General features: G+C 37.8%; 24 protein-coding genes and 1 pseudogene. 20 read left to right on the top strand and 5 right to left on the bottom strand.

Translation table 11 applies throughout. The features are described from left to right. Window positions 1-45: 45 nt before the first annotated feature. The 3 genes and pseudogenes from CEQ83_RS14480 to CEQ83_RS14470 all read left to right on the top strand — a co-directional run. A pseudogene (locus CEQ83_RS14480) lies at window positions 46-234 on the top strand (ABC transporter ATP-binding protein); the annotation flags it as partial. Window positions 235-761: 527 nt separating this feature from the next. Further along, complete coding sequence (locus CEQ83_RS14475; protein WP_223546143.1) at window positions 762-1,442, top strand: hypothetical protein; 681 nt, start codon at window positions 762-764, stop codon at window positions 1,440-1,442. A 217-nt stretch (window positions 1,443-1,659) separates the two neighbouring features. Beyond that, window positions 1,660-2,757, top strand: a complete 1,098-nt coding sequence (locus tag CEQ83_RS14470; RefSeq protein WP_099000300.1) for an acyltransferase — start codon at window positions 1,660-1,662, stop codon at window positions 2,755-2,757. Between the two features lie 134 nt (window positions 2,758-2,891). Here CEQ83_RS14470 and CEQ83_RS14465 read toward each other — a convergent pair whose 3' ends face one another. Then, on the bottom strand, window positions 2,892-3,179 hold the full coding sequence (locus tag CEQ83_RS14465; RefSeq protein WP_028412858.1) for a hypothetical protein: 288 nt from the start codon (window positions 3,177-3,179) through the stop codon (window positions 2,892-2,894). A gap of 221 nt (window positions 3,180-3,400) precedes the next feature. On the opposite strand from CEQ83_RS14465, the gene CEQ83_RS14460 reads away from it, so the two are divergent. From CEQ83_RS14460 to CEQ83_RS14450, 3 genes are all read left to right on the top strand, one after another. After that, on the top strand, window positions 3,401-3,889 hold the full coding sequence (locus CEQ83_RS14460; protein ID WP_028412859.1) for a GyrI-like domain-containing protein: 489 nt from the start codon (window positions 3,401-3,403) through the stop codon (window positions 3,887-3,889). Between the two features lie 94 nt (window positions 3,890-3,983). Beyond that, window positions 3,984-4,274 carry a hypothetical protein gene (locus CEQ83_RS14455; RefSeq protein ID WP_028412860.1) on the top strand — a complete coding sequence of 97 codons (291 nt, stop codon included), beginning with the start codon at window positions 3,984-3,986 and terminating at the stop codon, window positions 4,272-4,274. Window positions 4,275-4,598: 324 nt separating this feature from the next. Beyond that, window positions 4,599-5,057 (top strand): hypothetical protein, encoded by a 459-nt coding sequence (locus CEQ83_RS14450; protein WP_028412861.1) that lies wholly within the window; start codon window positions 4,599-4,601, stop codon window positions 5,055-5,057. Between the two features lie 41 nt (window positions 5,058-5,098). On the opposite strand, the gene CEQ83_RS14445 is transcribed toward CEQ83_RS14450, so the two are convergent. After that, the gene (locus CEQ83_RS14445; protein WP_155017363.1) at window positions 5,099-6,319 is read right to left on the bottom strand and encodes a DUF418 domain-containing protein; all 1,221 of its coding nucleotides are present in this window, start codon (window positions 6,317-6,319) and stop codon (window positions 5,099-5,101) included. 165 nt (window positions 6,320-6,484) lie between these two features. On the opposite strand from CEQ83_RS14445, the gene CEQ83_RS14440 reads away from it, so the two are divergent. The 6 genes from CEQ83_RS14440 (at window position 6,485) to odhB (ending at window position 14,825) form a co-directional block, all read left to right on the top strand. Continuing rightward, the gene (locus CEQ83_RS14440) at window positions 6,485-7,381 is read left to right on the top strand and encodes an NAD-dependent epimerase/dehydratase family protein (RefSeq protein ID WP_028412863.1); all 897 of its coding nucleotides are present in this window, start codon (window positions 6,485-6,487) and stop codon (window positions 7,379-7,381) included. Between the two features lie 121 nt (window positions 7,382-7,502). After that, on the top strand, window positions 7,503-7,949 hold the full coding sequence (locus CEQ83_RS14435; RefSeq protein ID WP_099000296.1) for an OsmC family protein: 447 nt from the start codon (window positions 7,503-7,505) through the stop codon (window positions 7,947-7,949). A 139-nt stretch (window positions 7,950-8,088) separates the two neighbouring features. Next, entirely contained in the window at window positions 8,089-9,633 is a 1,545-nt protein-coding gene (locus CEQ83_RS14430) for an MDR family MFS transporter (RefSeq protein ID WP_028412865.1), read from the top strand. Between the two features lie 66 nt (window positions 9,634-9,699). Further along, a complete protein-coding gene (locus CEQ83_RS14425; protein WP_028412866.1) occupies window positions 9,700-10,287 on the top strand; it encodes a PadR family transcriptional regulator in 588 nt (195 codons plus the stop codon). A gap of 364 nt (window positions 10,288-10,651) precedes the next feature. Continuing rightward, on the top strand, window positions 10,652-13,513 hold the full coding sequence (gene sucA, locus CEQ83_RS14420) for a 2-oxoglutarate dehydrogenase E1 component (RefSeq protein ID WP_028412867.1): 2,862 nt from the start codon (window positions 10,652-10,654) through the stop codon (window positions 13,511-13,513). 16 nt (window positions 13,514-13,529) lie between these two features. Further along, a complete protein-coding gene (gene odhB / locus CEQ83_RS14415; RefSeq protein WP_014459542.1) occupies window positions 13,530-14,825 on the top strand; it encodes a 2-oxoglutarate dehydrogenase complex dihydrolipoyllysine-residue succinyltransferase in 1,296 nt (431 codons plus the stop codon). A 41-nt stretch (window positions 14,826-14,866) separates the two neighbouring features. Here the strand turns inward: odhB and CEQ83_RS14410 are convergent, their stop codons facing one another. Further along, window positions 14,867-15,475 carry a TetR/AcrR family transcriptional regulator gene (locus CEQ83_RS14410; protein WP_028412868.1) on the bottom strand — a complete coding sequence of 203 codons (609 nt, stop codon included), beginning with the start codon at window positions 15,473-15,475 and terminating at the stop codon, window positions 14,867-14,869. Between the two features lie 193 nt (window positions 15,476-15,668). On the opposite strand from CEQ83_RS14410, the gene CEQ83_RS14405 reads away from it, so the two are divergent. The 8 genes from CEQ83_RS14405 (at window position 15,669) to CEQ83_RS14370 (ending at window position 23,813) form a co-directional block, all read left to right on the top strand. Beyond that, on the top strand, window positions 15,669-16,844 hold the full coding sequence (locus CEQ83_RS14405; protein WP_028412869.1) for a YhgE/Pip domain-containing protein: 1,176 nt from the start codon (window positions 15,669-15,671) through the stop codon (window positions 16,842-16,844). Between the two features lie 35 nt (window positions 16,845-16,879). Next, window positions 16,880-18,391, top strand: coding sequence for an FAD-dependent monooxygenase (locus CEQ83_RS14400; RefSeq protein WP_228123010.1), 1,512 nt, complete (start codon window positions 16,880-16,882; stop codon window positions 18,389-18,391). A gap of 152 nt (window positions 18,392-18,543) precedes the next feature. Then, the gene (locus CEQ83_RS14395) at window positions 18,544-18,735 is read left to right on the top strand and encodes a hypothetical protein (protein ID WP_165573212.1); all 192 of its coding nucleotides are present in this window, start codon (window positions 18,544-18,546) and stop codon (window positions 18,733-18,735) included. 121 nt (window positions 18,736-18,856) lie between these two features. After that, window positions 18,857-19,549, top strand: coding sequence for a response regulator transcription factor (locus tag CEQ83_RS14390; protein ID WP_028412871.1), 693 nt, complete (start codon window positions 18,857-18,859; stop codon window positions 19,547-19,549). Next, window positions 19,546-21,015: a sensor histidine kinase gene (locus CEQ83_RS14385; protein WP_028412872.1), complete on the top strand. Its 1,470-nt coding sequence runs from the start codon at window positions 19,546-19,548 to the stop codon at window positions 21,013-21,015. Before CEQ83_RS14390 ends, CEQ83_RS14385 begins: the two co-directional genes overlap by 4 nt. A gap of 25 nt (window positions 21,016-21,040) precedes the next feature. Further along, window positions 21,041-22,108: a TolB family protein gene (locus CEQ83_RS14380; RefSeq protein ID WP_028412873.1), complete on the top strand. Its 1,068-nt coding sequence runs from the start codon at window positions 21,041-21,043 to the stop codon at window positions 22,106-22,108. Window positions 22,109-22,264: 156 nt separating this feature from the next. After that, window positions 22,265-23,026 carry a M15 family metallopeptidase gene (locus CEQ83_RS14375; protein ID WP_155017362.1) on the top strand — a complete coding sequence of 254 codons (762 nt, stop codon included), beginning with the start codon at window positions 22,265-22,267 and terminating at the stop codon, window positions 23,024-23,026. A gap of 115 nt (window positions 23,027-23,141) precedes the next feature. Continuing rightward, window positions 23,142-23,813: a DUF421 domain-containing protein gene (locus CEQ83_RS14370; protein ID WP_028412875.1), complete on the top strand. Its 672-nt coding sequence runs from the start codon at window positions 23,142-23,144 to the stop codon at window positions 23,811-23,813. A gap of 28 nt (window positions 23,814-23,841) precedes the next feature. On the opposite strand, the gene CEQ83_RS14365 is transcribed toward CEQ83_RS14370, so the two are convergent. Then, complete coding sequence (locus tag CEQ83_RS14365; protein ID WP_099000462.1) at window positions 23,842-24,576, bottom strand: polysaccharide deacetylase family protein; 735 nt, start codon at window positions 24,574-24,576, stop codon at window positions 23,842-23,844. Between the two features lie 83 nt (window positions 24,577-24,659). Further along, the gene (locus CEQ83_RS14360) at window positions 24,660-25,937 is read right to left on the bottom strand and encodes a polyamine aminopropyltransferase (protein ID WP_155017361.1); all 1,278 of its coding nucleotides are present in this window, start codon (window positions 25,935-25,937) and stop codon (window positions 24,660-24,662) included. Window positions 25,938-26,361 lie beyond the last annotated feature (424 nt).

Raw genomic sequence — 26,361 nt, 5'->3', positions numbered from 1 at the left:
AAACAGTAATCTTTTTCATCGTTTCCAGAAATAACATTTTTTACAAAGATATTCGAGATTATTATGGAATTAAATAAAAGCGGAATGACCATTTTGCTCGTTGAACAAAACGCTTATCAAGCACTGCAAATCGCGCACCGAGGCTACGTGATTCAAACGGGAGGAATTATTTTGCAAGGAAAAGGACCGGAATTAATTCACAATGAAAAAATAAAAGAAGCTTATTTAGCTTAAAAAACAAACCGCATCGCGTTTTAACGCTGCGGTTTATTTTTGTTCACAGGGGATGATTTGGATAAAGCAGGTAAGCATTGCTATTATCTGGTTTAGTTTCTTAATTAAGTAGGGAACGTTTAAAATAAGATTATTGAATAAGTGAGTAATTAGATAACCTCCTAGATGAAAGGAATGCTTCAATTTAAAGCTTTTTCATAAAAAACAAAAAAAGTTGAAACTTTTTTCATCAAAAAACGTTTATAAAGTAATAGAAAAAAATGGGTACGGTTATTTACACTCAAAAAGGAAGTGAGAGCGTGGCGACGCTGAAAACTAATTATTTGACTGACTTATGCTTAATCTATAGAGAAAGTCAATTTTATGTAATGCAAATACCTAGTTTCTACAAAAAAATGGCTAGCAAATACTTTCAGTTTCAGCCCCAAGAAAAAATAATTGCGTATTTACACAGCTCTTTTATAGCGGGCCTAGATAAAAGGGGAATTTGCTTTACAAATAAGGGGATTTACTGGAAAAGCAGAGGGATGAAAAAAGGAAAAATGTTATGGGAAGATTTCGCTAACATTCAATCCATTACCATTCGAAAAGAAGAAATGATTTGTTTTAATGACGTGGAGAAATTTCAAGTCAATCAAAACGATTACTCAGCTAGAAAGCTAGTATCTCTATTAAAAAAAATCAAGAAATTTATTCGCACTCATTCCCATGAATATATGTGTCAAGACTATATATATCCATGTGTATCCTCAAAAGAATTAACTTCTATTTGTTCATCTTTTCAAATTCATCAAACACCTGATCCAAAAGATGTGTTGTCGGTAGCAGGACAACTATGTGAAGAAGTTGAAAAAGAGATGCGAAACAGGCTCTATTTACCTGCAAAAGAAAAAATTGTAGCTCATTTAAATACATATCCTCTTCAAAAAACCGAGGGGATTACCGTTTGTTCTAAAGGAATTTATTTCTCAAAATCTTTTAAAACAGTTTATTACCCTTGGCACTTATTTCGCCACGTGAGTATTTCAGTGGAAACAGAGGAATTAAAAATTGCTAAAAAACATTCGTTATCTCTCAACTCAGCTGCCGTATCAAGCGGAGAAGTAATGCTGTTTCTCAAACAAATTAAACAGCATGTGCAGGCTTTGCATGAAAAAGAAATCGATATTAAACAAGATAATAAGTTTGCATGGAAAATGTTAATTTAAAAAACAGGTTACCGGTAATCTGTTTTTTTGTTTTGTAGTTCTTTAGAATCATTTATTTGGAATATTGAAAGACATCATACAAGTAAACAAGACTAGAATATTGGAAGTTAAGAAAATTTTTCCATGACTATAAGGTTAATTTTACCAAAATGTCTTTTTCGTTTGGATAATTATGCTAAAATAGAGCTCGAGTTTATTTTAAGGAGCTGACAACAAGATGGAACGTAATTATTCAATTGATTTTATTAAGTTTTTTGCTACAGTGTTTGTGGTTTGTATTCATGTTAATCCATCACATGACGATTTCTTTTTAGGGAACCAGGAAAATGTGCTAGATGTCATTGTTGACACATTTGCACGATTCGCGGTTCCTTTTTTCTTTATTGTATCAGGGTATTTGTTTATGAATAAAATTCAAAAACATCCAAAACCTTCTGCATACTTAAAAAAATACACGTGGAATATTTCAAAGCTTTATGCATGTTGGTTCATCTTTTATTTATTGTTTGGTGTAGTTCTGCGCTTATTTCAAAACCACGGAACATTAGCAGAGCGAAAAGATGCAGTAGCTGATTATTTAACATCATCCATCACATTCAAAGATATCTTTTATTATGGAAGTGACACAAGCGGATTTCAGCTTTGGTACTTGATTGCGTTAATTTGGGCTGTTGTTATCGTTTTCTTATTTCAAAGATGGAAAAAGATCGGTTTATTAATGATTATCAGCACCGTATTATATGTAACTGGGTTATTTGGACAGTCTTATTCTTTATTTTTTCCACTTTCTTTTCAAACGAGAGATGCCCTGTTCTTTGGTTTATTCTATACAGTATTAGGAGCTATGTTTGCCCTTTATGGTAAGCAAATTCTGTCAGTATTAAACGTAAGGCCCATGATTTATTTAGCCAGCTTTTTTGTGTTTTCAGCGTTAGAGATCGCCGAGCGCTACTGGTTGGTCAATATCCAGCACAGCAAGCCCGGAGACTATTTTATTTCTACGATTTTTTTATCGGCATCATTGTTTTTATTCGTATTAAGCAGTCCAAGTCTTGGCAAAAACTCGTTTTTTTCAAAGGTTGGGAAAAATTCAGTTGGCATTTATGTCGTGCATATATGTATATTAAATGAGACCTATCGATTGCTTCGTTCCATAGATTCTTCTTTCTTTACAAATAGTATCGTCGCATATGTACTTATCGTCCCAGCAGTTTTTTGGTGCTCGTACTATTTATACAGAGGGATTCAATGGACAAAGGGAAAGTTACATGCAAAGCCGCACAAACATTCGTTTACAAAGCTACAGCATAAATAAGAAAAGCACCGGAGCAAGGGACTGACCCCAAAGCTTCCGGTGTTTTTTTGATAAAAAATGAGTAATTTAAAACCTAATTGGCTTGAGCTTCGTCTAATGTATTGAAAAAGAGGTGGTTAACTAAGCCAGCTCTTTTATGATGCAATAGCATACAAAAGCTGCTTTTGCATTTTAGGAGATAAAGGAATATTTTGATACAATTCGTAAATATGATGTTCGTTCCGGTGATAACAAATCCAATCCTTGTATGTTCCTTTTAAGAAGATGCGAAAAAACACGATTCGCTTATTCGTGCCGCCTGTTTTTAATTCAATTTTCAAATCATCTGTTTCTAATGTATACTGTACTGTAGAAGAGGAGAGAGCAAGTTTAGTTGTTTTTTTACTTGTTTTAATGAATTCGGCAAGTTCAATGATCTTCATTTTTTTACCTCACTCTATTGTAAATTAGGGGTATCTTATACGTATGATGTGTACAAAGAAAATAGAATCGTTTTTTTATAGTTTAGAAGAAGGATCTTCAGCCCCTTCGTTAAGGGATTTGCATAAAAGGTTGACGTTTTCTTTGAATACAAATAAAATGCATATTAAGAAGTATTTCCCTCATTGTAACTACAGAAAAAGAAGAATTAAGGGGGCTCAATATGTTGACTGACTTAGTCGTAAGTCAAAAAGTAGTCAAGGTAAATGAATTCACTGTTGTAGGAGTGCCTATTCGAACAGATGAACCTGTGGAAGAAACGGGCACAGGTCTTATTCCTGAGCACTGGCAGACTTTTTATAAACAACAGTTAGCTAATAAAATCGCCAATAAAGTAAATGGTAATACATTTGCTCTTTATACAGAATTTGAATATAATCAAAAAATGGATTTTACATTTGCTCTCGGCTACGAAGTTTTACCCGGCGGCGAACTGAAAGAGGATATGAGAGAGTTCATCATCCCAGAAGGTGAATATATGGTGTTTACAACAGCTGTTGGGCCAGCTAGACAGGTAGTCGTAGAGGCTTGGGCTTATATTCGCGAGTGGGCTAAAAAAAATCATCGTGCCTATAAAATAGATTTTGAACTATATGATGAACGCTGTATTGATCCTGAGTACAGTCAAGTTGATATTTATGTTTCGATTTAATAGCTAGTTTTGCTAAGTAGTTAAGATGCAGATAAGCGTTTTTTTGCTGCGTTCTTACTTTTGACGATAGGAATACAAAAGGGGTTTAGCGAGAGTGATCAGCAACGATTTATTACAAGCTTTAAAAGACGGATATAAACAGAGAATTAAATGGGTACTTATAAGTCAAATAGCACTGTTCATCACCGTAGCAGTCATACTTGTATCAAATTTTGTCACTAAATTTTCGTTTAACCAATTGAGCTTTATTTTTGTTTTGGTTAGTATAAGTTCGCTGTTATCAGGGGTAGAGCACGTATTGCTAAAACGTGAGAAGTGGCAATGGATTTTTGATTTTATTTTAGCTGCTTTTTTTATTGGTTTATCTATTTTTTTACACCGTTAAAGCGCCTGGTTCAGCGCTTTTTTATTTTGAACAGCTCAGCACACAAATTCCAGACCTTTCTAGTATAAACAAAACAAAAATAGGTATTTATGACGAAAATAGTCAGAAAATTTAGTAAAAAAGTCTTGTATCTTGTCTTTATTTCGATTATGATAAGTTTACACCCTTCGTATTCACTTCTTTGGATGTCAGTACCTCTATTTTTACACTACAGAAAAGAGGTGAAGCCATTTCTTCAGTTTTCCTGCTAGCCTGCATATTAACCCTTTTAGCTATTTTATTTAGTAGCAACTACCCTCAAAATTAAAGGAGAGATCCGCGCTTATGTCAAAAGCTCCTGTAAAAAACGATATTGAACTTCAACTATCTGAATCGCACTTTTTTCAACTGCTTGATTTAATTTATTTAGGTAACTGGATGGTCACAGCATGTTCTGGAGTGGAAGATGAGCATGCACAGGAATATACGGATGTAGAAAAACAAATGTTTTCACACGCAGAGCCTTTCCTTGAAAAAGGACCTTTTCACACGCTAAACAGTGAGGTTATGTTTACAGAAGAACATGAAGATTCTCTTCAAGATATTATTGGAGAATACGATAACGAAGTGTTTTGGGAAGCGCTAGCCTATCGCATGGCTAAACGAGATGTGATAGAGCAAATAGGACCCACTAAAGAAATAAAAAATGAAGTTTTTATGCAAATTTTTCATCGAGAAATGGATTATATACGAGAGTTTGAGACAAATGGAATTAAACGAATAACTATACCGCCTTTGCAGTAAAGGAGACAAATCGGCTTTCAACCTTGAAGGCCGATTTGCTGTTAAGCTGAAGCTTTTCTATTCCGCCTAAGAGGCGGGAGAGATCGGTATGTAAAGCTCCGCCATAACCATTCACACGGACCGTAATAGAAATAATAAAGCCACCACTTATTAAGAAAAAGCTGGAGTGTATAGATGATGAGGCACATAACCGTGCTTTCCGTTAAGGTAAGAGTTCCGTATAAACCAAAGACTCGAACCATCCACAGGCAAATTAAAGTTTGGCTAAGGTAAGTTGTTAATGCCATTGTTCCACTATACTTAAAAAGACCCAGCATTGAAGCGTAAGGAGAAAATTGCAGGAATAACAGTAAGGTGGTAAGATAAAAAAAACATAGAAAAATGCCGCTCAAACTTGTAAAAAGGTGAATGGCCGCCTGCTGATAGAGTTCGTATCTTAAAATCTCTGTTTTTAGCATGGCCAGAATAATAGTTAAAGTGAAACCTGCTGCGCCTGTTATTGACTGAATTTTCTTTAAAAAAGAACGATTTTGTTCGATATTATGTACCAACCCTTTTTTAGCAGTATATAAGCCAAATAACAACATAGAAAATACGGGAAAGATAGAAAACGGTAGATTTAATAGCATAGGCACCACTTCAACATTCAAACGATAAAACAGCCAAGATAAATAGTCTGCTTGCCTGTAGGTGGATAAATATTGGGTTAAGACATGTTCATGTAAAGCTTTATACTCCCACTGAGCCTCCTGCAAGACGTGTGCTGGAATAAAAAACTGCATACAAGCCAAAAGATAAAAAAAGCATAGCAAGCCTATTGCCCACAGCAAAATCGTCTTAGCTTTTCGATTGTAAAAAAAGAATAATAAAAAACCGCCAATAGCATACACATGCAAAATGTCTCCATACCAGAAAAAGACAAGATGAAAAAGCCCGATTAATAGCAAAGCAGCCATTCTTCTTGACCATAAAGCAGCGGCAAAGTACTGCTTTTCTTCAGCTCTATGCAAAAAAATTCCGCATCCAAGTCCAAACAAAAAAGAAAAAATGGTAAAAAACTTCCCTTGCACAAACAGCTGCAAGAACAAATCAATATAAGCATCTATTCCTTCATACTTATAAGAAACATTGTACAGCTGAAAAATAAATATCGGAGAAGTAAAAGCCGGTATATTCACTAAAAAAATGCCCAGCAAAGCAATGCCCCGAATAATATCAAGAACAACAAGACGTTCGTTAAGGGGAAGTGGAGAAGAATTCATCGCTGTCGCTCCTTTTGGTTAGATATGTACATCTTAACACGGCAGTGGCGAAAAAATAGGTGGAAGTACAAAAAAATAAGCGGAAAGATTCATAGCTTTATGGATGAAAAAGTTGGATAATAATGGTATGGTCACCCATATCAAATATGAAAGGTGGAGAAAAAGATGAAAACAGCACTTGTGTTAGGTGGAACGCGTTTTTTCGGAAAAAATTTAGTTCAGACATTGCTTTCTAAAGGAGTACAGGTTACGTTAGCAACGCGAGGTAAAACACCGGATGATTTCGGCGACCGAGTTGAGCGAATTTTTCTTGATCGTGTAGAAAAAGATTCTGTAATCGAAACAACAAGAGGAAGAAAATGGGATGTTATCTTCGATCAAATATGCTATTCTTCACACGGCGCAGCTGTTGCTGTTGAAGCTTTTCGTCATAGTACGAGTCACTATGTACTTACCTCGACTCTTTCAGTATATGGTTCTTTAGAAAAAACGTGTTATGAAGAAGATTTTGATCCATACAAGTATCCTATTTCATATACACGCCGTGAAAATATTTCCTATCAAGAAGGAAAACGCCAAGCCGAGGCAGTATTCTTTCAAAAAGCACCGTTTTCGGTAACAGCTGTCCGTTTTCCAATTGTTATGGGAAAAGATGATTATACGGACCGCTTGCGTTTTCACATAGAAAAAATTATGCATGGAGAAGAAATTGGTGTACCGGCTATTGAAGCAGAAATGAACTTCATTTCACAGGAAGAAGCAGGTGAATTTTTAGTTTGGTGTGCAGAACAGAAGCTAAAAGGGCCGATTAACGCTTGTTCAAATGGTACCATTTCACTCAAAAATTTATTTTCATATATTGAACAAGCAGCGGATAAAACAGCAAGAACAACCTCTCGTTTAACGGATGAAAATAGTTCTCCGTACGGAGTAGATCATTCTTGGACGATGAGCAATGAAAAAGCTAGCTTTTGGGGATATTCATTTACGAACCTGCAGGACTGGCTGCCTTCATTAATCAAAACTGTCGTTGAAAGCGAAAAGAAAGTACCTTTAAGTTAGAGAACAACAAAGACTGCACGTTTAGCAGTCTTTTTGCTGTTACAAGCAGAACATTTTTATTTTATGAGCAAAAAAGGTACGCTAAGTATACATCATTATATAGAAGAAAGAAGGATACACTATGGCAAAACATCACTTTCATTTGCAAGCGAATTGGCCAGGAGGCCGAAATGAAGTGGGAACAATTGAAGCAGGGCAATTAAAAACAAGCATTTCTATTCCACCAGAAATGGACGGGCCAGGAGCCGGGACAAATCCAGATGAAATGCTGCTAGGAGCAGCAGCCACCTGCTACATTATCACGCTTGCAGCGATGCTAGAAAGAAGTGGAATCCATCAGGAGGCTTTAACGATGGAATCAGAAGCTATCGTGGACGTAACGAATGGTGTGTTTACGTACGAAAAAATCATTCATAAACCTCACGTGATCGTCACACCTAAATTTGCGGCCCAAGAAGAGAAAATCAATCGACTTATAAAAAAAGCAGAAACGTCCTGTATGATTTCAAGAGCCATTCAAGGAAATGTAGAGATCGAATTAGAACCTCAGCTCACAGTAAAAGCGTAATGAATCCATTACGCTTTTGTTATGTTTATTTCTAAAAAATAGCACATTTAAGATTGTAAAATACTCAAATTTGAATATAATAATTTAAGTAGCTATCATTTCTGTTCATCAAAAAGATGACGCGAAAGGAGGAACTGAAATGGTTTCATCAGAAAAACATATTCGTTTTATCGTAGCAGGATTGCTGCTCGGTATTTTTATGTCAGCCATGGATAATACCATCGTAGCGACGGCTATGGGGAAAATCATTTCTGATCTAGGCGGATTAGATAAGTTTGTTTGGGTTACGTCCGCTTATATGGTTGCCGTGATGGCAGGTATGCCGATATTTGGTAAACTATCTGATATGTACGGCCGTAAACGGTTTTTTATTTTTGGGTTAACCGTATTCTTACTTGGATCCGCATTGTGTGGTTTAGCACAAAGCATTGTGCAGCTAAGTATTTACCGAGCGATTCAAGGAATTGGAGGAGGAGCGCTTCTTCCGATTGCTTTTACCATCGTATTTGATATTTTCCCTCCTGAAAAACGCGGGAAAATGACGGGATTATTAGGTGCCGTTTTTGGCTCAGCAAGCGTATTTGGTCCACTTCTCGGTGCTTACATTACGGAATACATCAGCTGGCACTGGGTGTTTTACGTGAACGTGCCAATTGGACTTTTATCGTTATTTTTTATTATGCGCTTTTATAAAGAGTCAAAAAGTCATAAAAAGCAAAAAATTGACTGGGCTGGTGCAGCCACTCTTGTCATTTCAGTAGTAAGTTTAATGTTTGCTCTTGAACTTGGAGGAAAAGAGTATGAGTGGTCTTCTCCGCAAATTTTATCTCTTTTTGCTATCTTTGCTGTGGCGCTGTCACTCTTCTTTTTTGTGGAAAAGCGCGCGCAAGAGCCGATTATTTCATTTTGGATGTTCAAGCGCCGTTTATTTGCAACATCACAGATTCTCGCTTTCTTATACGGAGCAACGTTTATTATTTTAACGGTATTTATTCCTATTTTCGTTCAAGCTGTCTACGGAGGTTCTGCTACAAATGCAGGTTTAATTTTAACTCCGATGATGTTAGGCTCAGTAGCAGGAAGTGCGATCGGCGGGATTTTTCTCACAAAAACAAGCTTCCGAAACTTGATGATTATGTCCGTTTTTTCATTTGCAGTAGGAATGTTCTTGTTAGGAACAATGGAACCTGATACACCTCGTTGGATGCTCACGGTATTTATGATTTTGACTGGATTTGGCGTAGGGTTTAGCTTTTCTCTTTTACCAACGTCGTCAACTCATAAGCTAGATCCACAGTTTAGAGGTTCTGCCAACTCAACAAACTCATTTGCTCGTTCTTTAGGAATGACGCTGGGAGTTACGATTTTTGGAACGATTCAAAGCAATACATTTACAAATGAGCTGCAGCGCAATTTTCAAGGTATGGGAAATGGATCACAAGGAGCATTTTCTCAAATAGGAGATCCGAGTGCAGTTTTTCAATCAAGTGCCCGAAACAGCATTCCGCCTCAAATATTAGATAAGATTGTTGATGCTATGTCTACATCGATCACGTATGCATTTATGCTTGCTCTTATTCCAATTGCAGTAGCTATTATTACTGTCTTTTTAATGGGAAATGAACGAGTGGAAGTTCCCCCTAAAAAGCGGGTAGAAGCTAAGGAACCGGCAGCTCAAAAATAGAAAAGGCACGAATTTATTCGTGCTTTTTTTACTAAATAAGATGCATGTCAAGAGGTGAAAGGTGTTATGAGTGTTAAATTAGTCATACTGGGCTTATTAATGGAAGGAAATAAGCACCCTTATGAAATTCAGCAAACCATTAATGAAAGACAAATGAAGCACTATATTAAACTTGCAAGCGGTTCTTTATATTACGCTTTTGATACGCTCGAAAAAGATCAGTTGGTGAAAGTAGTCGATGTGATTCGAGAGACGAACAGACCTGAAAAGACCGTTTATTCTATCACGGATGCAGGAAGAGAAGAATTTGAACGCCTTTATTTTGAACAGCTGTTAAAAAAAGAGCATATGCATAGACCTGTTTATGCTGCTCTTTCATTTACTTCTTACGTGGATCAAAAAAAAGTGGCTTCTGCTTTAGAAAAAAAGATTGAGGAAACGGCAGCTTATTTAGAAAAAATGCAAAATTTGTACCAAGTTAAAAAGGTCGATCATTCCATTGCAAATCTGTCGATCATTATGCGCACGATTATGCATTTGAAAGTAGAACTAACTTGGTTCACTCATTTACTCGAAGCGGCGAAAAGCAGCAAGCTTACAGAAGTAGATGATGGTTATTTTAAAGACGTTGAAAAAATCGTAGATGAGTTTTAAAAAAAGAAGCAAAACACTGCTTCTTTTTTTAAATAGTCATAAAATATATTTTAAGCAATTTAATTTTGCCAAAAGCTAGGTCAATAACAATTAATTAACACCTGATTCGACCTTTAATCAGCTTTACTTATAAAACGCTTTCAAAAAGTAGTAAGACTATTAAAAAAGTAAAAAAAATTAAAGAAATATAGCGATTTCATTTTGATTGACGAGTAAAAGAGTGGTAAAATATAAGCAGATATCAGATACACACGCAGTGAGATTTATCACTCGTTGTAAAGATGTCAGACGATAAGGTAATCGACATTCAAAATGGAAAGATTGTTGAGTACGACAATTATTATAACTCGTTGGGGGTTTTATCATGGGTAACGAAACGTCGAATAGAGGGGAGCCTTGGCAAGGATTTTTGGGTCCGAACTACGGCTATGTATTAGAACAGTATGAGTTATATGAAGAGCAGTCAGATCTAGTAGATCCAGACTTAAAAGAATTATTTGATTATTGGGGTGCTCCTCCATTAAACGAAAGTGAGCAGGTTCAGCAAGCTGAATACGCACAGACTGCACCTTCAGCTAACACATCTAAAATTGCATCGGCTATTAAGCTAGCGGAAAACATCCGTGCTTATGGTCATCTATACGCGTCAATTAAGCCTCTTGAAAGCGAGAAGAAAGATCCTGTCTTGCTTCACTTGGAAGATTACAATTTAACGCAAGAAGATTTAAAATCAATTCCGGTTGATATTTTATGTACGAATGCGCCATCACACGTCAAAAATGGTTTAGACGCAATTAACTATTTAACAGATGTCTACACAAAAACCATTGCGTTTGAATTCCATCACGTACATAACATGGAAGAGAATAAGTGGCTGACTGATATGGTCGAGTCAGGTGCTATTTTCCAACCTCTTTCAAATGAGAAAAGAACTTCTGTATTAAAGCGTTTAACAGAAGTAGAAGGCTTTGAACAATTTTTACATCGTACATTTGTCGGACAAAAACGCTTTTCTATTGAAGGCGTAGATATGTTAATTCCACTTGTAGATGAACTGATTGCACGCTCAGTGGAAACAAGCCCAAAAACGGTTAATATCGGTATGGCTCACCGTGGACGTTTAAATGTATTAGCACACGTATTAGGCAAGCCGTATGAAATGATTTTTGCGGAATTCCAGCATGCGCCTAACAAGGAATTAGTTCCTTCAGAAGGTTCAATCGGTATCAACTACGGCTGGACGGGAGACGTAAAATATCACCTGGGTGCCGACAAACAAATTAAAGCAGAGAACACAGTTCGAGCTCGTTTGACATTGGCTAGTAACCCTAGTCACTTGGAGTTTGTTAATCCGGTTGTGGAAGGGTTTACAAGAGCGGCTCAAGATGAGCGTGATGTGAATGGATACCCGAAACAAGATGTAAAAAAATCGTTCGCGATTTTAATTCACGGAGATGCTGCGTTCCCTGGTGAAGGTATTGTACAAGAAACGCTGAACTTAAATCAATTGACTGGTTATCAAACAGGTGGAACAATCCACATTATTGCTAACAACATGATTGGATTTACAACAGAAAGCGTCGATTCTCGTTCAACAAAATATGCAAGTGACTTAGCAAAAGGGTTTGAAATTCCAATCGTTCACGTAAACGCGGATGATCCGGAAGCCTGTTTAGCGGCTGCTTATTTTGCTTATGAGTATCGCAGACGTTTTAACAAAGATTTCTTGATTGATTTAATTGGATACCGTCGATTTGGCCACAATGAAATGGATGAACCGTCTGTAACGCAGCCGAAGATGTATGAAATTGTGACAAAACGTCCAACCGTTCGTGCTATGTATGCAAAGCAGCTCGAAGAACAAAACGTTATTCAAAGCGGTCAAGCAGATCAAATTAATGAAGAGTTACAAGCGAAGTTAAAAGCAGCTTATGAGAAAGTACCGCCAAAAGCTGAAAAACAACATAGAATTATGGAAATGCCACAAGCAGTCTTCAAAGGAATTTCAGATATTGATACATCTGTTACAAAAGAAGAGCTGTTTGAAGTGAATCAAGAGCTAGTGAAATACCCTGAAGGATTTAACGTATTTCCAAAACTTGATCGCATCTTATCTAAACGTGCCAAAGCGTTTGAAGAAAATGAAAGCGTGGATTGGTCATTGGGTGAGGCATTTGCATTTGCTACGATTTTAAGAGACGGCACGCCAATTCGTATTACAGGCCAAGATTCTGAACGTGGTACGTTTGCACATAGACATCTTGTTCTTCATGATCATAAGACAGGGGATGTTTACTCACCACTACACGCAATGAAGAACGTAAGCGCTTCCTTTGATATTCGTAACAGTCCATTATCTGAAGGTTCAGTGCTTGGATTTGAATACGGCTATAATGTATTTGCTCCTGAAACGCTTGTTCTTTGGGAAGCACAATTCGGTGATTTTGCCAATGCAGGTCAAGTTATTATTGACCAGTTTATTGCAGCAGGTCGTGCTAAGTGGGGACAAAAATCTGGAATGGTCTTATTGCTGCCACATGGCCATGAAGGTCAAGGGCCAGAACACTCAAGCGCTCGTCTAGAACGTTATTTACAGCTAGCTGGAGAAAACAACTGGACAATCGCAAACGTAACAAGCGCTGCGCAATATTTCCACTTACTTCGACGACAAGCTGCCATTTTACAGCGCGAAGAAGTAAGACCGCTAGTAGTTATGACACCAAAAAGTTTGCTTCGTAATGCTTTTAGTGTGTCAAACCTTGAAGAGTTTACAAAAGGCTCTTTCCGCTTAGTAGTAGAACAGCCTGGATTAGGCAAAAAAGAAGATGCAGTTGAACGAATCGTTCTGTGCAGCGGAAAAATCAGCAGTGAGTTAACGGAACGCTTAAACAAAGCAGAAGATGATAAAGATTGGCTACACGTTCTTCGTCTAGAACAAATTTATCCGTTCCCAAGACGCGTAATTGCTGAAATCTTTGCTCGCTATAAAAATTTAAAAGAGATTGTCTGGTTACAAGAAGAGCCTGAAAACATGGGCGCATGGAACTATGTAGAAGATCGACTGCGTGAAGTAGCACCAGAAGGAGCTACTGTTGACTACATCGGCCGCACAAGACGCTCAAGTCCAGCTGAAGGAGATCCAACAGTTCACAGACAAGAACAAGAACGTATTTTACAAGATGCATTAACTAAAAATGAAATTGCTAACGACGTTGTTACACGATAAGGAAGGGGAATGAATCATGGGAGAGATTAAAGTACCGGAATTAGCAGAATCAATTTCTGAAGGAACAGTTGCACAGTGGCTAAAACAAGTAGGAGATTTCGTTGAAAAAGGCGATTATATCGTTGAACTTGAAACAGATAAAGTTAACGTTGAAATTACAGCTGAAGACTCTGGTGTGCTAACAGAACTTCTTGCTGGCGAAGGCGACACAGTGCAAGTTGGTGAAACAATTGCACGTCTTGAAGCGAAAGAAGGAGCTTCAGCACCAGCAGCACCAAAAGCTGAAGAAAAACCAGCAGAAGAAGCACCAAAACAAGAAGCTGCTCCAGCTCAGCAAAAAACAGTTGAAGAAGTAGCGCCAGCAGCTGAAGCGCCTCAACAAGGAAATCAAAAACAATGGCTGATTGCTTCTCCTGCAGCTCGCAAAGCAGCAAGAGAACGTGGAATCAAGCTAGATCAAGTACCAACTACTGATCCTCTTGGCCGTGTGCGTAAACATGATATTGATTCATATGCAGATCAAAAATCAAATGAGCAAAAACAGCAGGCACAAGCAAGTAAGCCAGCTAACCCGGTATCTCCGTCTCCAGCGGCAAGTGAAAATAGCGACAAACCTGTTGAACGCGAACGTATGTCACGTCGTCGTCAAACAATTGCCAAACGTCTCGTTGAAGTTCAGCAAACAGCGGCTATGTTGACAACGTTTAACGAAGTAGACATGACGGCTGTTATGGCTCTTCGTAAACGACGCAAAGACAAATTCTTTGAACAGCACGACGTAAGACTTGGCTTTATGTCATTCTTCACAAAAGCAGTAGTAGCAGCACTTAAAAAATACCCATTATTAAATGCTGAAATTCAAGGCAACGAGTTATTAATTAAAAAATTCTACGATATTGGTATTGCTGTGTCAGCTCCAGACGGTCTTGTTGTTCCAGTTGTACGTGATGCTGACCGTAAAACATTCGCTGGTATCGAAGGATCTATCGTTGATTTAGCGAAAAAAGCGCGCGACAACAAATTAGCATTAAAAGATTTACAAGGTGGAACGTTCACAATTACAAACGGCGGTGTATTCGGTTCATTAATGTCTACACCAATTTTAAACGGGCCTCAAGTTGGTATTTTAGGAATGCACAAAGTTCAGCTTCGTCCGGTAGCAATTGATGAAGAGCGTATCGAAAATCGTCCGATGATGTACATTGCACTTTCTTACGATCACCGTATCGTTGACGGCAAAGAAGCCGTAAGCTTCCTAGCTACTGTTAAAGAACTATTAGAAGATCCAGAATCTTTATTACTAGAAGGTTAATAAAAAGAACCTGCTATTCTCCGAGAGAATAGCAGGTTCTTTTATGTTCGCTTAATGCCTGCAACATAAGCAGGACCCAAAAAAGTCATGCTAGCGAGTGTCAGAGCCATTTCTCTAGGTGACTGCTTCATATCTTGTTCTAGCCAGTGCTGAATGACGCCAAGATGGGCTGACGTTACATAAGACATTAAATGTTCAAGTGGAACAAGCGGAGGCGTTTTACTATCCATGAGCTCTAATTTTTCCAGTATATTGGTTTTCATAACTTCTTTAATTTTAAGATGAAAGCCAGGGTTGCCTTTTGGACCAAGCATAACCTGCATAAAACGCGCATTCTCTTGAATATATTCAAAAAGCGCAATAATAAACGGCAAAGGCTGTTCTTTCAAATTAGCAGATACAATCTCATTTGGATTTGCTTTTTTGATAAATTCTTTTATTTCTTGAATGACTTCATTTTCACTTTTTTCAAGCAAATCGTATTTGTCTTGGTAGTGTAAATAAAAAGTTCCTCGATTAATATCGGCTTTTTTCGTCAGATCTCTGACCGTTACGCCTTCAAATCCTTTCTCTTCCATTAATTCTGTTAAAGCATCTCGGATAAATTTCTTCGTTCGAATAATTCTACGATCTGTTTTTGAATTCCCCACAGTTTTTAAACACCTACTTTTTTCTTTAATAATGAACAGTTATGTGTTTTGTGTTAAGTAAGCGACATTCCCATGATTATTGCATATTGAGAATGCAGGTAAATTTATTATAATTTACATAGTGATCACTAATCAACAGCATGTACATTATCTTTCCGTCAACGTGTATATGCTTAAAGAAGGGAATATCTATATGAAATTAAGTAACCAAAAGCTTATATATCTTTCACCAATTATAGTGGTAGCAGTTATTTTCATTTTTACCCTAACGTTAATTCCTTCAGTAAGCCAAGCACCTAAGAATTTGCCAATCGCATTTGTAAATGCCGACGAAGGAATGACAGTTCCAGCAAAGGGTAAGGTAAATATAGGAGATCATATAAAACAAAATATGAAGAGTTCAAGCGCTGAACAGTCTTCGGTTAAATGGATTTTTGTATCAACTACTAAAGAAGTTGAAAAAGGGTTAAATAATCAAAAATACTACGGAGCGCTTATCATTCCAAAAGATTTCACCAAAAAACAGGTGACTCTTCAGACGGCTCAGCCTGAGGCACCTGCTATTAGATTGTTAGTGAATCAAGGAATGAATACAGCTGCTTCAACACTAGCCAGTCAGGTGCTAAACGGAGCAGTTGATCAGATGAATGAAAATATGCGCTTGCAGCTAGTGAAAAGATTTGAACAAAGCGGAACGCAACTAAGTGCAAACCAAGCATTAGCACTCGCTGTACCGATTCAAAAGACAGTGATAAACGTCAATAAAACAGGGACTCATAGTGTCAACGGAAATGCCCCCGTTTCATTATTTCAGCCGCTGTGGATGGCAAGCATAGCAGGGGCAGCAGTTGTCTTCCTCAGCATCCACAAAATCACGTTTTCTTCTCGCAAAGAGAAAATTGTTAACCAAGTAGGGTTCGTAATCATTGGTGCTACACTTGCTTTAGCTGCAGGTTTCGGGCTAGCGTGGCTAGCTGAAGTAGTTGGAATAAGCGTTCCTTCATTTTTGGATACAGCACTATTCTTAGCTATTGCTTACTTCAGTTTTTTCACCTTGATATCAGCCGCACTTTCATGGTTAGGACTAAAGGGACTTCCGATTTTCGTTATTATTCTATTTTTTGGCGCACCGCTGCTTCCAATGGCCCCAGAAATTATGCCTGATTTTTATCGAGAGTGGATTTATCCATGGCTGCCAATGAGGTTTATGGTAGATGGCGTAAGAGAACTATTTTTCTTTGGAGAACATCTGACATGGAATCATTCTGTATCTGCTCTAGCTCTTATCTCTTTAATAAGTTTGTGTGCTCTGTTTGCTTCTGCTTTACCTGCATCTTCTGTAAAAAAAGAGAAGTCTCGCTCAATATAAAAGATACTGCAACTGAATGAGAAGGAGAGATAATGATGAAGCCACAAATCCTAATCGTTGGTGCCGGACCTACTGGCCTTGTGATGGCCTATAATTTAGCAAGACATAACATTTCTTTTCGAATTATTGATAGAAACGAAGGGCCTGGGCAAGCCTCCCGGGCAATGGCTATTTTACCGCGAACCCTTGAATTTTATCAGCAGTTCGGTTTTGCAGATGAAGTCATAGACCGAGGGATTAAGATGGAAGATGTATACGTCCGAGTAAAGAATAAAATAAAAGCAAAAGTTCATCTAGGATCTTTAGGAGAAGGATTAAGTCCTTTTCCTTTTGTTCTTACATTTCCACAGGACGACCACGAGCGGTTTCTGCTTGAAAAATTAAAAAATCTTGGGATTGAAGTAGAATGGAAGACGGAGTTACTATCTCTAGCTGAACACGGAGAAGGGATAAAAACTTTATTAAAAGCCCAGCAAGAGGAAACCGCTTATTTTAAGTATATTTGTGGATGTGACGGAGCACACAGTACAGTTCGTAAACAAATGAATATAGAGTTTAAAGGAGAAAAATATAAACAGCATTTTTATGTGATGGATGTTCACGGCTCTGGTGAAGTGATGAAGGATCAAAAAATCAGTATTTCATTTAGCAATGAAGAATTTTTGATTTGTATGCCTGTTAGAAGTAAAGGAACGTATCGAATGATCGGCATTATTCCTTCAGCTCTTTTGGATCAAAACGATATAAAAGCTGAAAATATTCAAACTTTTCTTCAACAAACATTTGGTGCTGAGATTGAAAATATAAATTGGTTCTCAACATACAATATCCATCACAGAGTAGCAAGTCGTTTCCGACAAGGGCGTATTTTTCTAAGTGGAGATGCAGCCCATATTCATAGTCCTGCAGGCGGCCAAGGAATGAACACAGGAATTGGAGATGCAATCAACCTTTCATGGAAATTAGCAGCTGTCCTTCAACACAAAGCGGCACTTTCCATATTAGATACATACGAAGAAGAAAGGTTACCTTTTGCAGAGCTGCTTGTAAATACAACTGATCGCGCTTTCAAGCGAATGGTGGCAAGAGATAAAACGAGTCAATTTTTTAGAAAGCATATCTTTCCGCCTGTACTATCCTTTTTATTTCGCTTTCCTTATCCCCGTCACAAAGCATTTACAATTTTATCTCAAATCCGCATTAAATATCGAAATAGTAACCTAAGCAGCGGACAAGGGACAAATGTGCAAAGTGGTGATCGGTTACCTTATGTGGAAGGGAATTTTGAATCTTTACGGTCCTTAAACTGGCAAATACACGTCTATGGAACAGCAGCACAGAAGCTAAAAAAGAGCATGAGAGAAAAAGGCTTCTCTTTGCATGAGTTTTCTTGGAACCCCTATATGAAGAAAGCAGGGCTTCAAAAAGATGCACTGTATGTTATTAGACCGGACGGGTATATCGGTTTTATTAGCAGCGAACAGCGTATAGAGCTTCTTTATCAATATTTGAATACTCATAAAATCCTTCCTTTTACAAATGAATAATAACTAACGCTAATAAAAAGCTAAGACAACATGATTTTAGCTGAAAGAAAATTGGATCGATGAATCGAGACTCTTCAAGGAAAATCAACTTTATTCGGATTTTTTTATGGTCATGTAAACGTAGATTTCATCTGTTTAGTTTACTCAAGCGGTTGATTGGAGGGCAAGGCGCAGACTCCTGCAGGAAAAGCAGAACAGGTGAGACCCCGCAGGAGCGCAAGCGACGAGGAGGCTCAGCGGCCGCCCGCGGAAAGCGAAGCCTTGCACGGAAATCAACCGCGGTGTCAAAAGCGCTCCATACTAAGCCTCCTTTATCTCATTTGTGCGTCTTTAGATTGAATTGATTTTGTTATGTCTCAATCTCTTTATTTTTGTTTACAATTTCGAAACAACTTGGAGATGTTTTTGCTAAAGCTGTTTGATAAGATAGACGAAGAGAAATATCAAATGAAAGTACGTGATACATTGAATAAAAGGATTTTAGTAGTAGATGATGAAAAAAGTATTGCCACAGCGGTATCTTACGCTTTCAAGCGCGAAGGATATATTGTAGACACAGCATCTGACGGTGAAGAAGCACTTGAAAAAGTAAAAAGCTTTCGACCTGACGTGATGATATTAGATGTGATGATGCCAAAACTAACCGGCTATGAAGTATGCCGAAAACTTGAGAATCGAAGAGGAATGGGGATTATCTTGTTAACGGTTAAAAATGATATCGTCGATAAAGTTCTAGGTTTAGAGTTAGGCGCTGATGATTACATGACCAAGCCATTTGATGTAAGAGAACTTGTAGCTAGAGCTAAAGCACTTGTTCGGCGAATAGAAAAAAATGAAGCTCCTGAAGCTGTGGGAGAAATCACGGTGGGAAAAGTGAAAGTGAACTTAATTCAGCGCACGTTACATGTTGCCAATGAGTTAGTTAAGCTTACACCAAAGGAGTTTGATCTTATTGCTTTATTGCTTGCCAATTTAGAGAGAGTGTACACACGAGAAGATTTACTAGATCTTGTCTGGGGAATGGATTATGCAGGCGGTACACGTACGGTAGATATTCACATGCAGCGCCTTCGAAAAAAAGTAGGAGAAGCAGAGCCTTATTTGCTTCAAACGGTATACGGGGTTGGATATAAAGCGACTGCAGGAATCAATGAATGAAAATCAGCCTAAAAGCTAAGATGGGACTCGTTCTTGCTTTTTTAATTATTTTAACAGTAACCGTACTGAGCGTACTTGTATTAAAAGGAATTGAGACCAATCAGCGTGATCAGCTAGAAAGTGAACTTATTCAAAAAAGCAAAGCAGCGGAGCAAACGATTCATCAAAGTTATGTAACAGGTGACCCGTCTCTGAATACAGATTCCTTTCTTCAGCAAAAAGGACAGCGCCTTGCATCTTCAATTGCATCACAAAGCGGAATGCAAACAGTCCTATATAATCAAAAAGGACAGGAAGCAGGAAGCTCTATTCCCATCGGCCAAAAAGATGTGGATGTTTCTGATACGCTTAGCTATGCTTTGAAAGGAAAAATAGCCTATCAAATCTCGGGTTCTTCCCTTATTTACTTTGCACCTGTGTCAATCGAGAATCAATTTATTGGAGTCCTTCGTTTTGACCATTCCCTAAAAAATAATCAGCAGTTTATAGCTGACATTAGGCACTTATTTCGTATGGGGGGAACGATTGCAGCGGCAGCAGCTTTTTTAATTGGCTATGCTTATTTTTATCGCATTGCTTCTCTCATCGCTACGCTTCAAAAAACTTCACAGCAGATTCGAAAAGGCCATTATTTAACTGATGTGCCCTTCAAACGGCGCGATGAACTCGGAGAGCTCAGTCAAGGCTTGTTTTTTATGAGTACGTCGATTGAAAAAAACATCGATCAAATGAATAAAGAAAAAAGAAAGCTTGAGTTCGCCATTTCGAAACTGCAGTCTCTCGAACAGCAGCAAAAGCAGTTTATCGGTAACATCAGCCACGAATTTAAGACGCCTTTAACATCGATCAAAGCTTATGTTGACTTACTTGATATGTATCGAGATGATCCTCAGCTTATGGAAGACGGTGTGCAAAACATTCGTAAAGAAACGAATCGCCTCCATGAAATGGTGGATAAAATCTTAAAGCTTTCAGCACTTGAGAAATATGATTTCGAGCAGCGACCAGAGCAAGTTGAATTGAAACGGCTTCTAGAAGACATATGCGATCGTATGAAAGGAAAAGCTGCTAAATTTGATTTGACTCTTCATACAAATATAAAAGAAGCGGTTGTTTGGGCTGATCGCGAAAGCTTAATACACATTTTTATTAATTTAATTGACAATGCTATTAAATATAATGAACCCGGAGGAAAAGTGGAAGTAGCATCTTATACTTTAGAGAATTCTATCATTGTAGATGTAGCCAACACCGGAATAGGAATTCCACCCGAAGCAGAAGAGAAATTATTCCAACCATTTTTCACCGTAAATAAAGATCGGTCGCGTTTATCCGGAGGAACAGGTCTTGGCTTAGCATTAGCCAAAGATTTAACTGAAAAACAAAACGGTGTTATCAAGCTGCATCATTCTGACTCTACATGGACAACTTTTAAAGTGTCGTTTCCTTTAAAAAACGAGAACTGAGTTAGCTAAAAGGAGTGAACCGTTATTGAAACGGTATAGATTAATGATATATATCGCAAGCACTTTTCTTATTTTAGCATCATGCGGCCAAGGAGAAGGTCATAGAGAAACGGTTGAAAAACCAGACAAGAAAATTACTGTATTGGACCACGTAGATCAAGATGGAAAAATAGAAGTGAAAGACGTTCAAGATATTAACGGAGTAAGAGCGTTTCAATTTTTGAATGAAAACACAGTGATTGTTAGTCAAGAAAATAAACAATTTCGGTCGCACGATTTCGGTCCCAAAGAGGTATATGCGCAGAATTTAGCTACTTATAATCTAAAAAACAAGTCTACTTTTGTGTTGCATCCAAGCAATGAAATTCAACATGCGGCGAAGCTTTCTCCAAATGGCAAATATCTTTTTTATAAAGTTGCAAAAGGCGAAGATACATTTGGTTATATAATGAACGTTCAAACAAAAAAAACAGTTGAAATCAAGAATGTTCTTCTCTACCCATCAAGCGGAGAGTGGCTTAATAATTCAGAAGTAATGTTTATTACAATGGAAGGAAAGCTTTCTAAAGCAAATGTAAAAGGAAAAGCAGAACCTCTATTGCACAGAGACGATCGAATCTTAGATGCAGTTAAAGGGATAGGTGGCATTTATTATATTGGTGTAAACAACCAGCTTTTTTTTCTTCATAACGAACAGACGGACCCTGAAAAAATCCGAGATAATGTGGTTTCTATTATCCCGTCTCCAAATGGAAAGCAATTAGCGCTCGTTCAGCAAAAAGATGCTCAAACGAGAACGCTGTCTATCACAGATTTAAAAGGATCAGAGGCCTTTCAGCTTGCTCTGTCCACTCAAATTTTTGGTGTCAGCTGGTCTCCCGACGGTTCGAAATTAGCTTATAATTTTATTTCTGAAAAAGAGGGAGATAAAGGGATATTCATAGCAGATGGATTAACAGGAGATGTTACACACTTAAACGTAAATTTAGACTATGCCGCTGATCAGCTTGCCTGGAGTCAATCAGGAAATAAACTAGTTGCATCGAGCTTTACGCAAAATCAAGTTCATACGTATATTATCTTTTTGAAATAGACTGCTTAGGCAGTCTTTTTTTTACGCATACTAAACTTCTTTAAGAGTGTTTACAAGTTTGAAACAACTGAATAAAAGACAGAAACATTTATGTTTTATTCTTTCTTTACAGGCTTTTATAGCGTATCAAAAGCCATGTGAAAGGAGTAAGACATCATGAAATACTTTTTATTTATTTGTTCTTTAGCTTTTGCGCTGATGATAGCAGGGTGCGGCACAAGCAATTCTTCATCAAAGCCTGCCGGAGAATTCACAAAAAATGGACAGGCTCAAAAACTAGAAAGCTCATCAGCTTCTTCATCTTTAATGAAATCTAATGTAGACGAAACAGTGGTAATAGCCAATCCAGAATCGGTTACGGCTTTAGTTAATAAAAAGCATCAGCTTCCTGAATCTTACCAGCCTTCCGATTTAGTCTATGCCGACGTTCCGTTTATCTTTAACGAAAAAATAGAAAAACGAATGCTTAGAAAGCCTGCGGCACAAGCGCTTGAAGAACTTTTTCGAGACGCGGAAAAAGAGGGGATCAGCTTACTTGGTGTATCTGGTTATCGATCTCACGAGCGGCAAAAAGAGCTTTTTGCATTTTACGCAAAGCGAGACGGTGAAGAACAAGCACGCACTTATAGCGCCTACCCAGGAACGAGTGAACACGAAACGGGACTAGCAATCGATGTCACAGGAGGAAAGGGAATATGTGCTGCGGCAGACTGCTTTGCTGATACACTAGAAGCTCATTGGCTTTCAAAACATGCGTATCAATACGGATTCGTTATTCGATATCCTCAAGGTGAAGAAGAAGTTACCGGTTATAAATACGAACCATGGCACCTTAGATATGTAGGAAAAAAAGCAGCCGCATCCATTTTTAATCAATATATAACGTTAGAAACCTATGCAAGTAAGACAAAAGCTTAATCAAAAGTTCTATAGTTGGAAAACGAAGGAAAGAAAAATGAAAAGTCAGGTTTATCACTCTCACATATGATACAAACTGATACTATAACATGCTTGCTATAGAGGAAGGGTATCGATGTATAAAGATATTGCGATTGAACTGATATGTGGATTTTTAGCGCTATTTATTATGCTGAAGCTTTTAGGTAAGACACAGTTTGCTCAAATTACTCCGTTTGACTTTATTACAACGCTTGTCCTGGGAAATATTGTGGGGGATGCAGCTCTTGAAAAAGGAGTAGAATTAACTGAAATTCTTTATAGTGTTTTGATTTGGGGGCTTCTGATTTACGCAGTGACAAAGCTATCTCAAACCTTTACAGGATTTAGGGGAGTTCTTGAAGGCAAGCCTTCAATGATTATTTATAAAGGGAAAATTCATTATAAAGAGCTTAAGAAAAACAACTTGGATTTGAATCAGCTTCAGCATCTAATGAGACAGCAAGGGTATTTTTCACTGTATGAAGCAGAATATGTCATTTTAGAAACGAATGGAGAGGTGAGCGTCGCTCCTAAACATGAATTCGGCCCTCCGACGAAAAATGATTTAAACATCCCTTATTCTCAAACTAATTTACCTATTGCTTTAATCATGGATGGAAAAGTAGTGCCTGGCAATTTGAAAGAAGCAAACGTAGATGAAAAGTGGTTAAAAAAACAGCTGGCAATCAAGAAAATAAAGGAATACAGCGAAGTTTTTTATGCTGAATGGCAGCAAGAGCGAGGACTAGAAATAACAAAATTCTAAAAACCCTTTCCTTTTAAGGAAAGGGTTTTTAGCTTTCTTTTAATAGCTTAGCAAAATCTTCAATCGTTGTAGAATACGTGACGTACAGACGGGGAATAAGATAGTTTTCATTTTTTTGTCCACTTTCAGTAAAAAATTTTGGAATCGTTGAAAGACCAAATGTATAATTCTTTTTTGTTTCTTCGACTACGCGGCTATTGACCTTTCCGTAAGGGTAAGCAAGAGCAATAACGGGCTGGCTCGTGATGGCTTCAATTTTCAGCTTTGATTCAGCTAGCTCATAGGATAAATTTTTCGTCTTAGTTAAATCCGGATGAGTAGCGGTATGAGACTGAATAGAAAAAAATCCTGAATCAACAAATTTTTTTAGATCCGCTGGAGACAAACGGTTGGGACGGCCAATAAAATCTGAAATCACAAAAATTGTAGCCGCTGGATGAAACTGAGGGCTGGCTGCTCTTTGAAAAATAGGCAAGATAGTAAGATTATTTTTATATCCATCGTCAAATGTGATAAATATAGGCTTTTTTACGCGCTTCAGCTCCTGCCATTTTTCAAATGTTAGCGGCGTATATCCTTGCTTTTTAAGATAAAGAAGCTGTTTCTCAAAATTTTCAGGTGTCACATACAGTTCTTTTTCCCCGTGGCCTGTGTAGGAATCAATAGAGTGGTAAATCAGTATAGGTACTTTCACTTGGCTAAAAGCGGGGGAAGGGAAAATAACAGTTAGCAATAAGATAACAAAAACCGAAATTTTTCTCATAACAATCCTTTCTAACGCGCAGTGATGACGAGACTATCTTAGTATGTCAAAAGAAAAGGAATGTATAAGCCAAGCTTTCTTTTTTACAAATATAAGCCTTCTTTTTTAAATATTTTATGCAGAACCAAGTGCTCAGCAGAGTTCACAATGGCAAACTGTCTTTTAGAAAGAGAATGAGGAGAAAAACGCATTAACTTAGTAAAGTCTGATGGCAGCGTAGTAGATGAAACATCAGTAGAGAGTATAGGGGCAGACAAAGATGTTTTCGAGCCGATGTGAAAACCCCAATCTCCAAAAGAGGGAATAATGGTGTGGTAGCTCAACGTATAAAACTGAGAAGCTTTCATCGTCTTATTAATGCTCCAAAAAACGATAGGTGTGTCTCTAGGAGAATTTGACTGACACACGACCAAGCCGCTGCGCGATAGTGAACGTTGGAGAAGTTCGTAAAATTCTTTTGTATAAAGAGCACTTATTTTTTTGTTAGTAGGATCTGGAAAGTCGACAATGATAATATCATAAAACGCTGAATTCAAAGAGAGGTAGTCAACAGCATCTTGAATATGAACGGTGACACGAGAATCTTCAAATGAGCGTTGATTTAACTTCTTTAATTCTTTTATATTCATCGCAGCATTTACAACGTCAGCATCTATTTCCACAAGGTCTATTTCTTTAACTTTCTTATATTTAAGGACTTCTCGTAAAGCTAAACCATCTCCACCGCCCAGAATAAGAATGCGACGAGGACTTAAGGAAGCTGCAAAGATAGGGTGTACAAGAGCTTCATGGTACGCATGTTCATCCAATGAACTAAATTGCAGCTGTTCATCCAAATACATTCGAATATCAGATGCTTTAATCAGCTGAATATCTTGAATACTGTTTTTCTGATGAAACAAAATGTCATGCTGGCCTGATAAGATCTGCTGTAGACTAACGTGATCTGAGTCATCTCCACGATCGAGAAGACGAGTGCTTTCAGCATGCTGACGATTTTTTGTTAGAGTTTCGACGTGTTGAATTCCGCGAGAAATTGAATATACAACAGCTTTTTTTGAAGCTAATTGCTTCAGCAACGCATAACCAATTTCAATTATTTCTTTGTCTCCGCACGTATAAAAATCTAATGAAGCGTAGTTTTCCTCCGGCCAAGTATGAATAGACAAGTGAGAGGTAGCTAATACGAGAATGCCTGTAATGCCGTGGGGCGTAAACTGGTGAAAATAACAGTGCAAAACTTCCATCTCTGCATCTAGTGCAGCTTCAATAAGAATTTGCCTTAAAAGTGAGGGATCATTTAATATCACTTCATCGCATTCGAACGCATCCATTAGCAAGTGTTCGCCTTTAATATCCACTACTTCAGCCTCCTTTCTGAGCATTATTTTCACTATCTTATGAAATTTTTTAGAAAAAGGAAACGCAAGCACGTTAGTTTATAAATATTTTTGGGAAATAACTAGTTATCATCGCATAGAAAGGCGGTTGAGGCAAACATATTTTCGTTGAAGGAAGAGCCGAACAATGAATCCATACTCTTAGTAGAAATCGAAACCTTTCGAATTTTTTCATTGATAGGATGAACGTAGGCTTCATGTAGGCAGGATTTCTAGCGGTTGATGGGAGAGCAAGGCGAAGACTCCTGCAGGAAAAGCGGAACAGGGGAGACCCCACAGGAGCGTAAGCGACGAGGAGACTCATCGGCCGCCCGCGGAAATTGATAGCACTAGCTCACTTATCCAATTTATTCATCTTTACATTGGATTGATTTCGGTATGTCTC

This window comes from Priestia megaterium (assembly GCF_009497655.1).
GTDB lineage: Bacteria > Bacillota > Bacilli > Bacillales > Bacillaceae_H > Priestia > Priestia zanthoxyli.
This window is presented reverse-complemented; position numbering and strand designations above follow the sequence as displayed.

Coding starts and splice junctions, on each gene's coding strand:
- CEQ83_RS14475 (WP_223546143.1), top strand. CDS start 762: ATGAAAAAAGGAAAAATGTTATGGGAAGATTTCGCTAACATTCAATCC.
- CEQ83_RS14470 (WP_099000300.1), top strand. CDS start 1,660: ATGGAACGTAATTATTCAATTGATTTTATTAAGTTTTTTGCTACAGTG.
- CEQ83_RS14465 (WP_028412858.1), bottom strand. CDS start 3,179: ATGAAGATCATTGAACTTGCCGAATTCATTAAAACAAGTAAAAAAACA.
- CEQ83_RS14460 (WP_028412859.1), top strand. CDS start 3,401: ATGTTGACTGACTTAGTCGTAAGTCAAAAAGTAGTCAAGGTAAATGAA.
- CEQ83_RS14450 (WP_028412861.1), top strand. CDS start 4,599: ATGTCAAAAGCTCCTGTAAAAAACGATATTGAACTTCAACTATCTGAA.
- CEQ83_RS14445 (WP_155017363.1), bottom strand. CDS start 6,319: ATGAATTCTTCTCCACTTCCCCTTAACGAACGTCTTGTTGTTCTTGAT.
- CEQ83_RS14440 (WP_028412863.1), top strand. CDS start 6,485: ATGAAAACAGCACTTGTGTTAGGTGGAACGCGTTTTTTCGGAAAAAAT.
- CEQ83_RS14435 (WP_099000296.1), top strand. CDS start 7,503: ATGGCAAAACATCACTTTCATTTGCAAGCGAATTGGCCAGGAGGCCGA.
- CEQ83_RS14430 (WP_028412865.1), top strand. CDS start 8,089: ATGGTTTCATCAGAAAAACATATTCGTTTTATCGTAGCAGGATTGCTG.
- CEQ83_RS14425 (WP_028412866.1), top strand. CDS start 9,700: ATGAGTGTTAAATTAGTCATACTGGGCTTATTAATGGAAGGAAATAAG.
- sucA (WP_028412867.1), top strand. CDS start 10,652: ATGGGTAACGAAACGTCGAATAGAGGGGAGCCTTGGCAAGGATTTTTG.
- odhB (WP_014459542.1), top strand. CDS start 13,530: ATGGGAGAGATTAAAGTACCGGAATTAGCAGAATCAATTTCTGAAGGA.
- CEQ83_RS14405 (WP_028412869.1), top strand. CDS start 15,669: ATGAAATTAAGTAACCAAAAGCTTATATATCTTTCACCAATTATAGTG.
- CEQ83_RS14400 (WP_228123010.1), top strand. CDS start 16,880: ATGAAGCCACAAATCCTAATCGTTGGTGCCGGACCTACTGGCCTTGTG.
- CEQ83_RS14385 (WP_028412872.1), top strand. CDS start 19,546: ATGAAAATCAGCCTAAAAGCTAAGATGGGACTCGTTCTTGCTTTTTTA.
- CEQ83_RS14375 (WP_155017362.1), top strand. CDS start 22,265: ATGAAATACTTTTTATTTATTTGTTCTTTAGCTTTTGCGCTGATGATA.
- CEQ83_RS14370 (WP_028412875.1), top strand. CDS start 23,142: ATGTATAAAGATATTGCGATTGAACTGATATGTGGATTTTTAGCGCTA.
- CEQ83_RS14365 (WP_099000462.1), bottom strand. CDS start 24,576: ATGAGAAAAATTTCGGTTTTTGTTATCTTATTGCTAACTGTTATTTTC.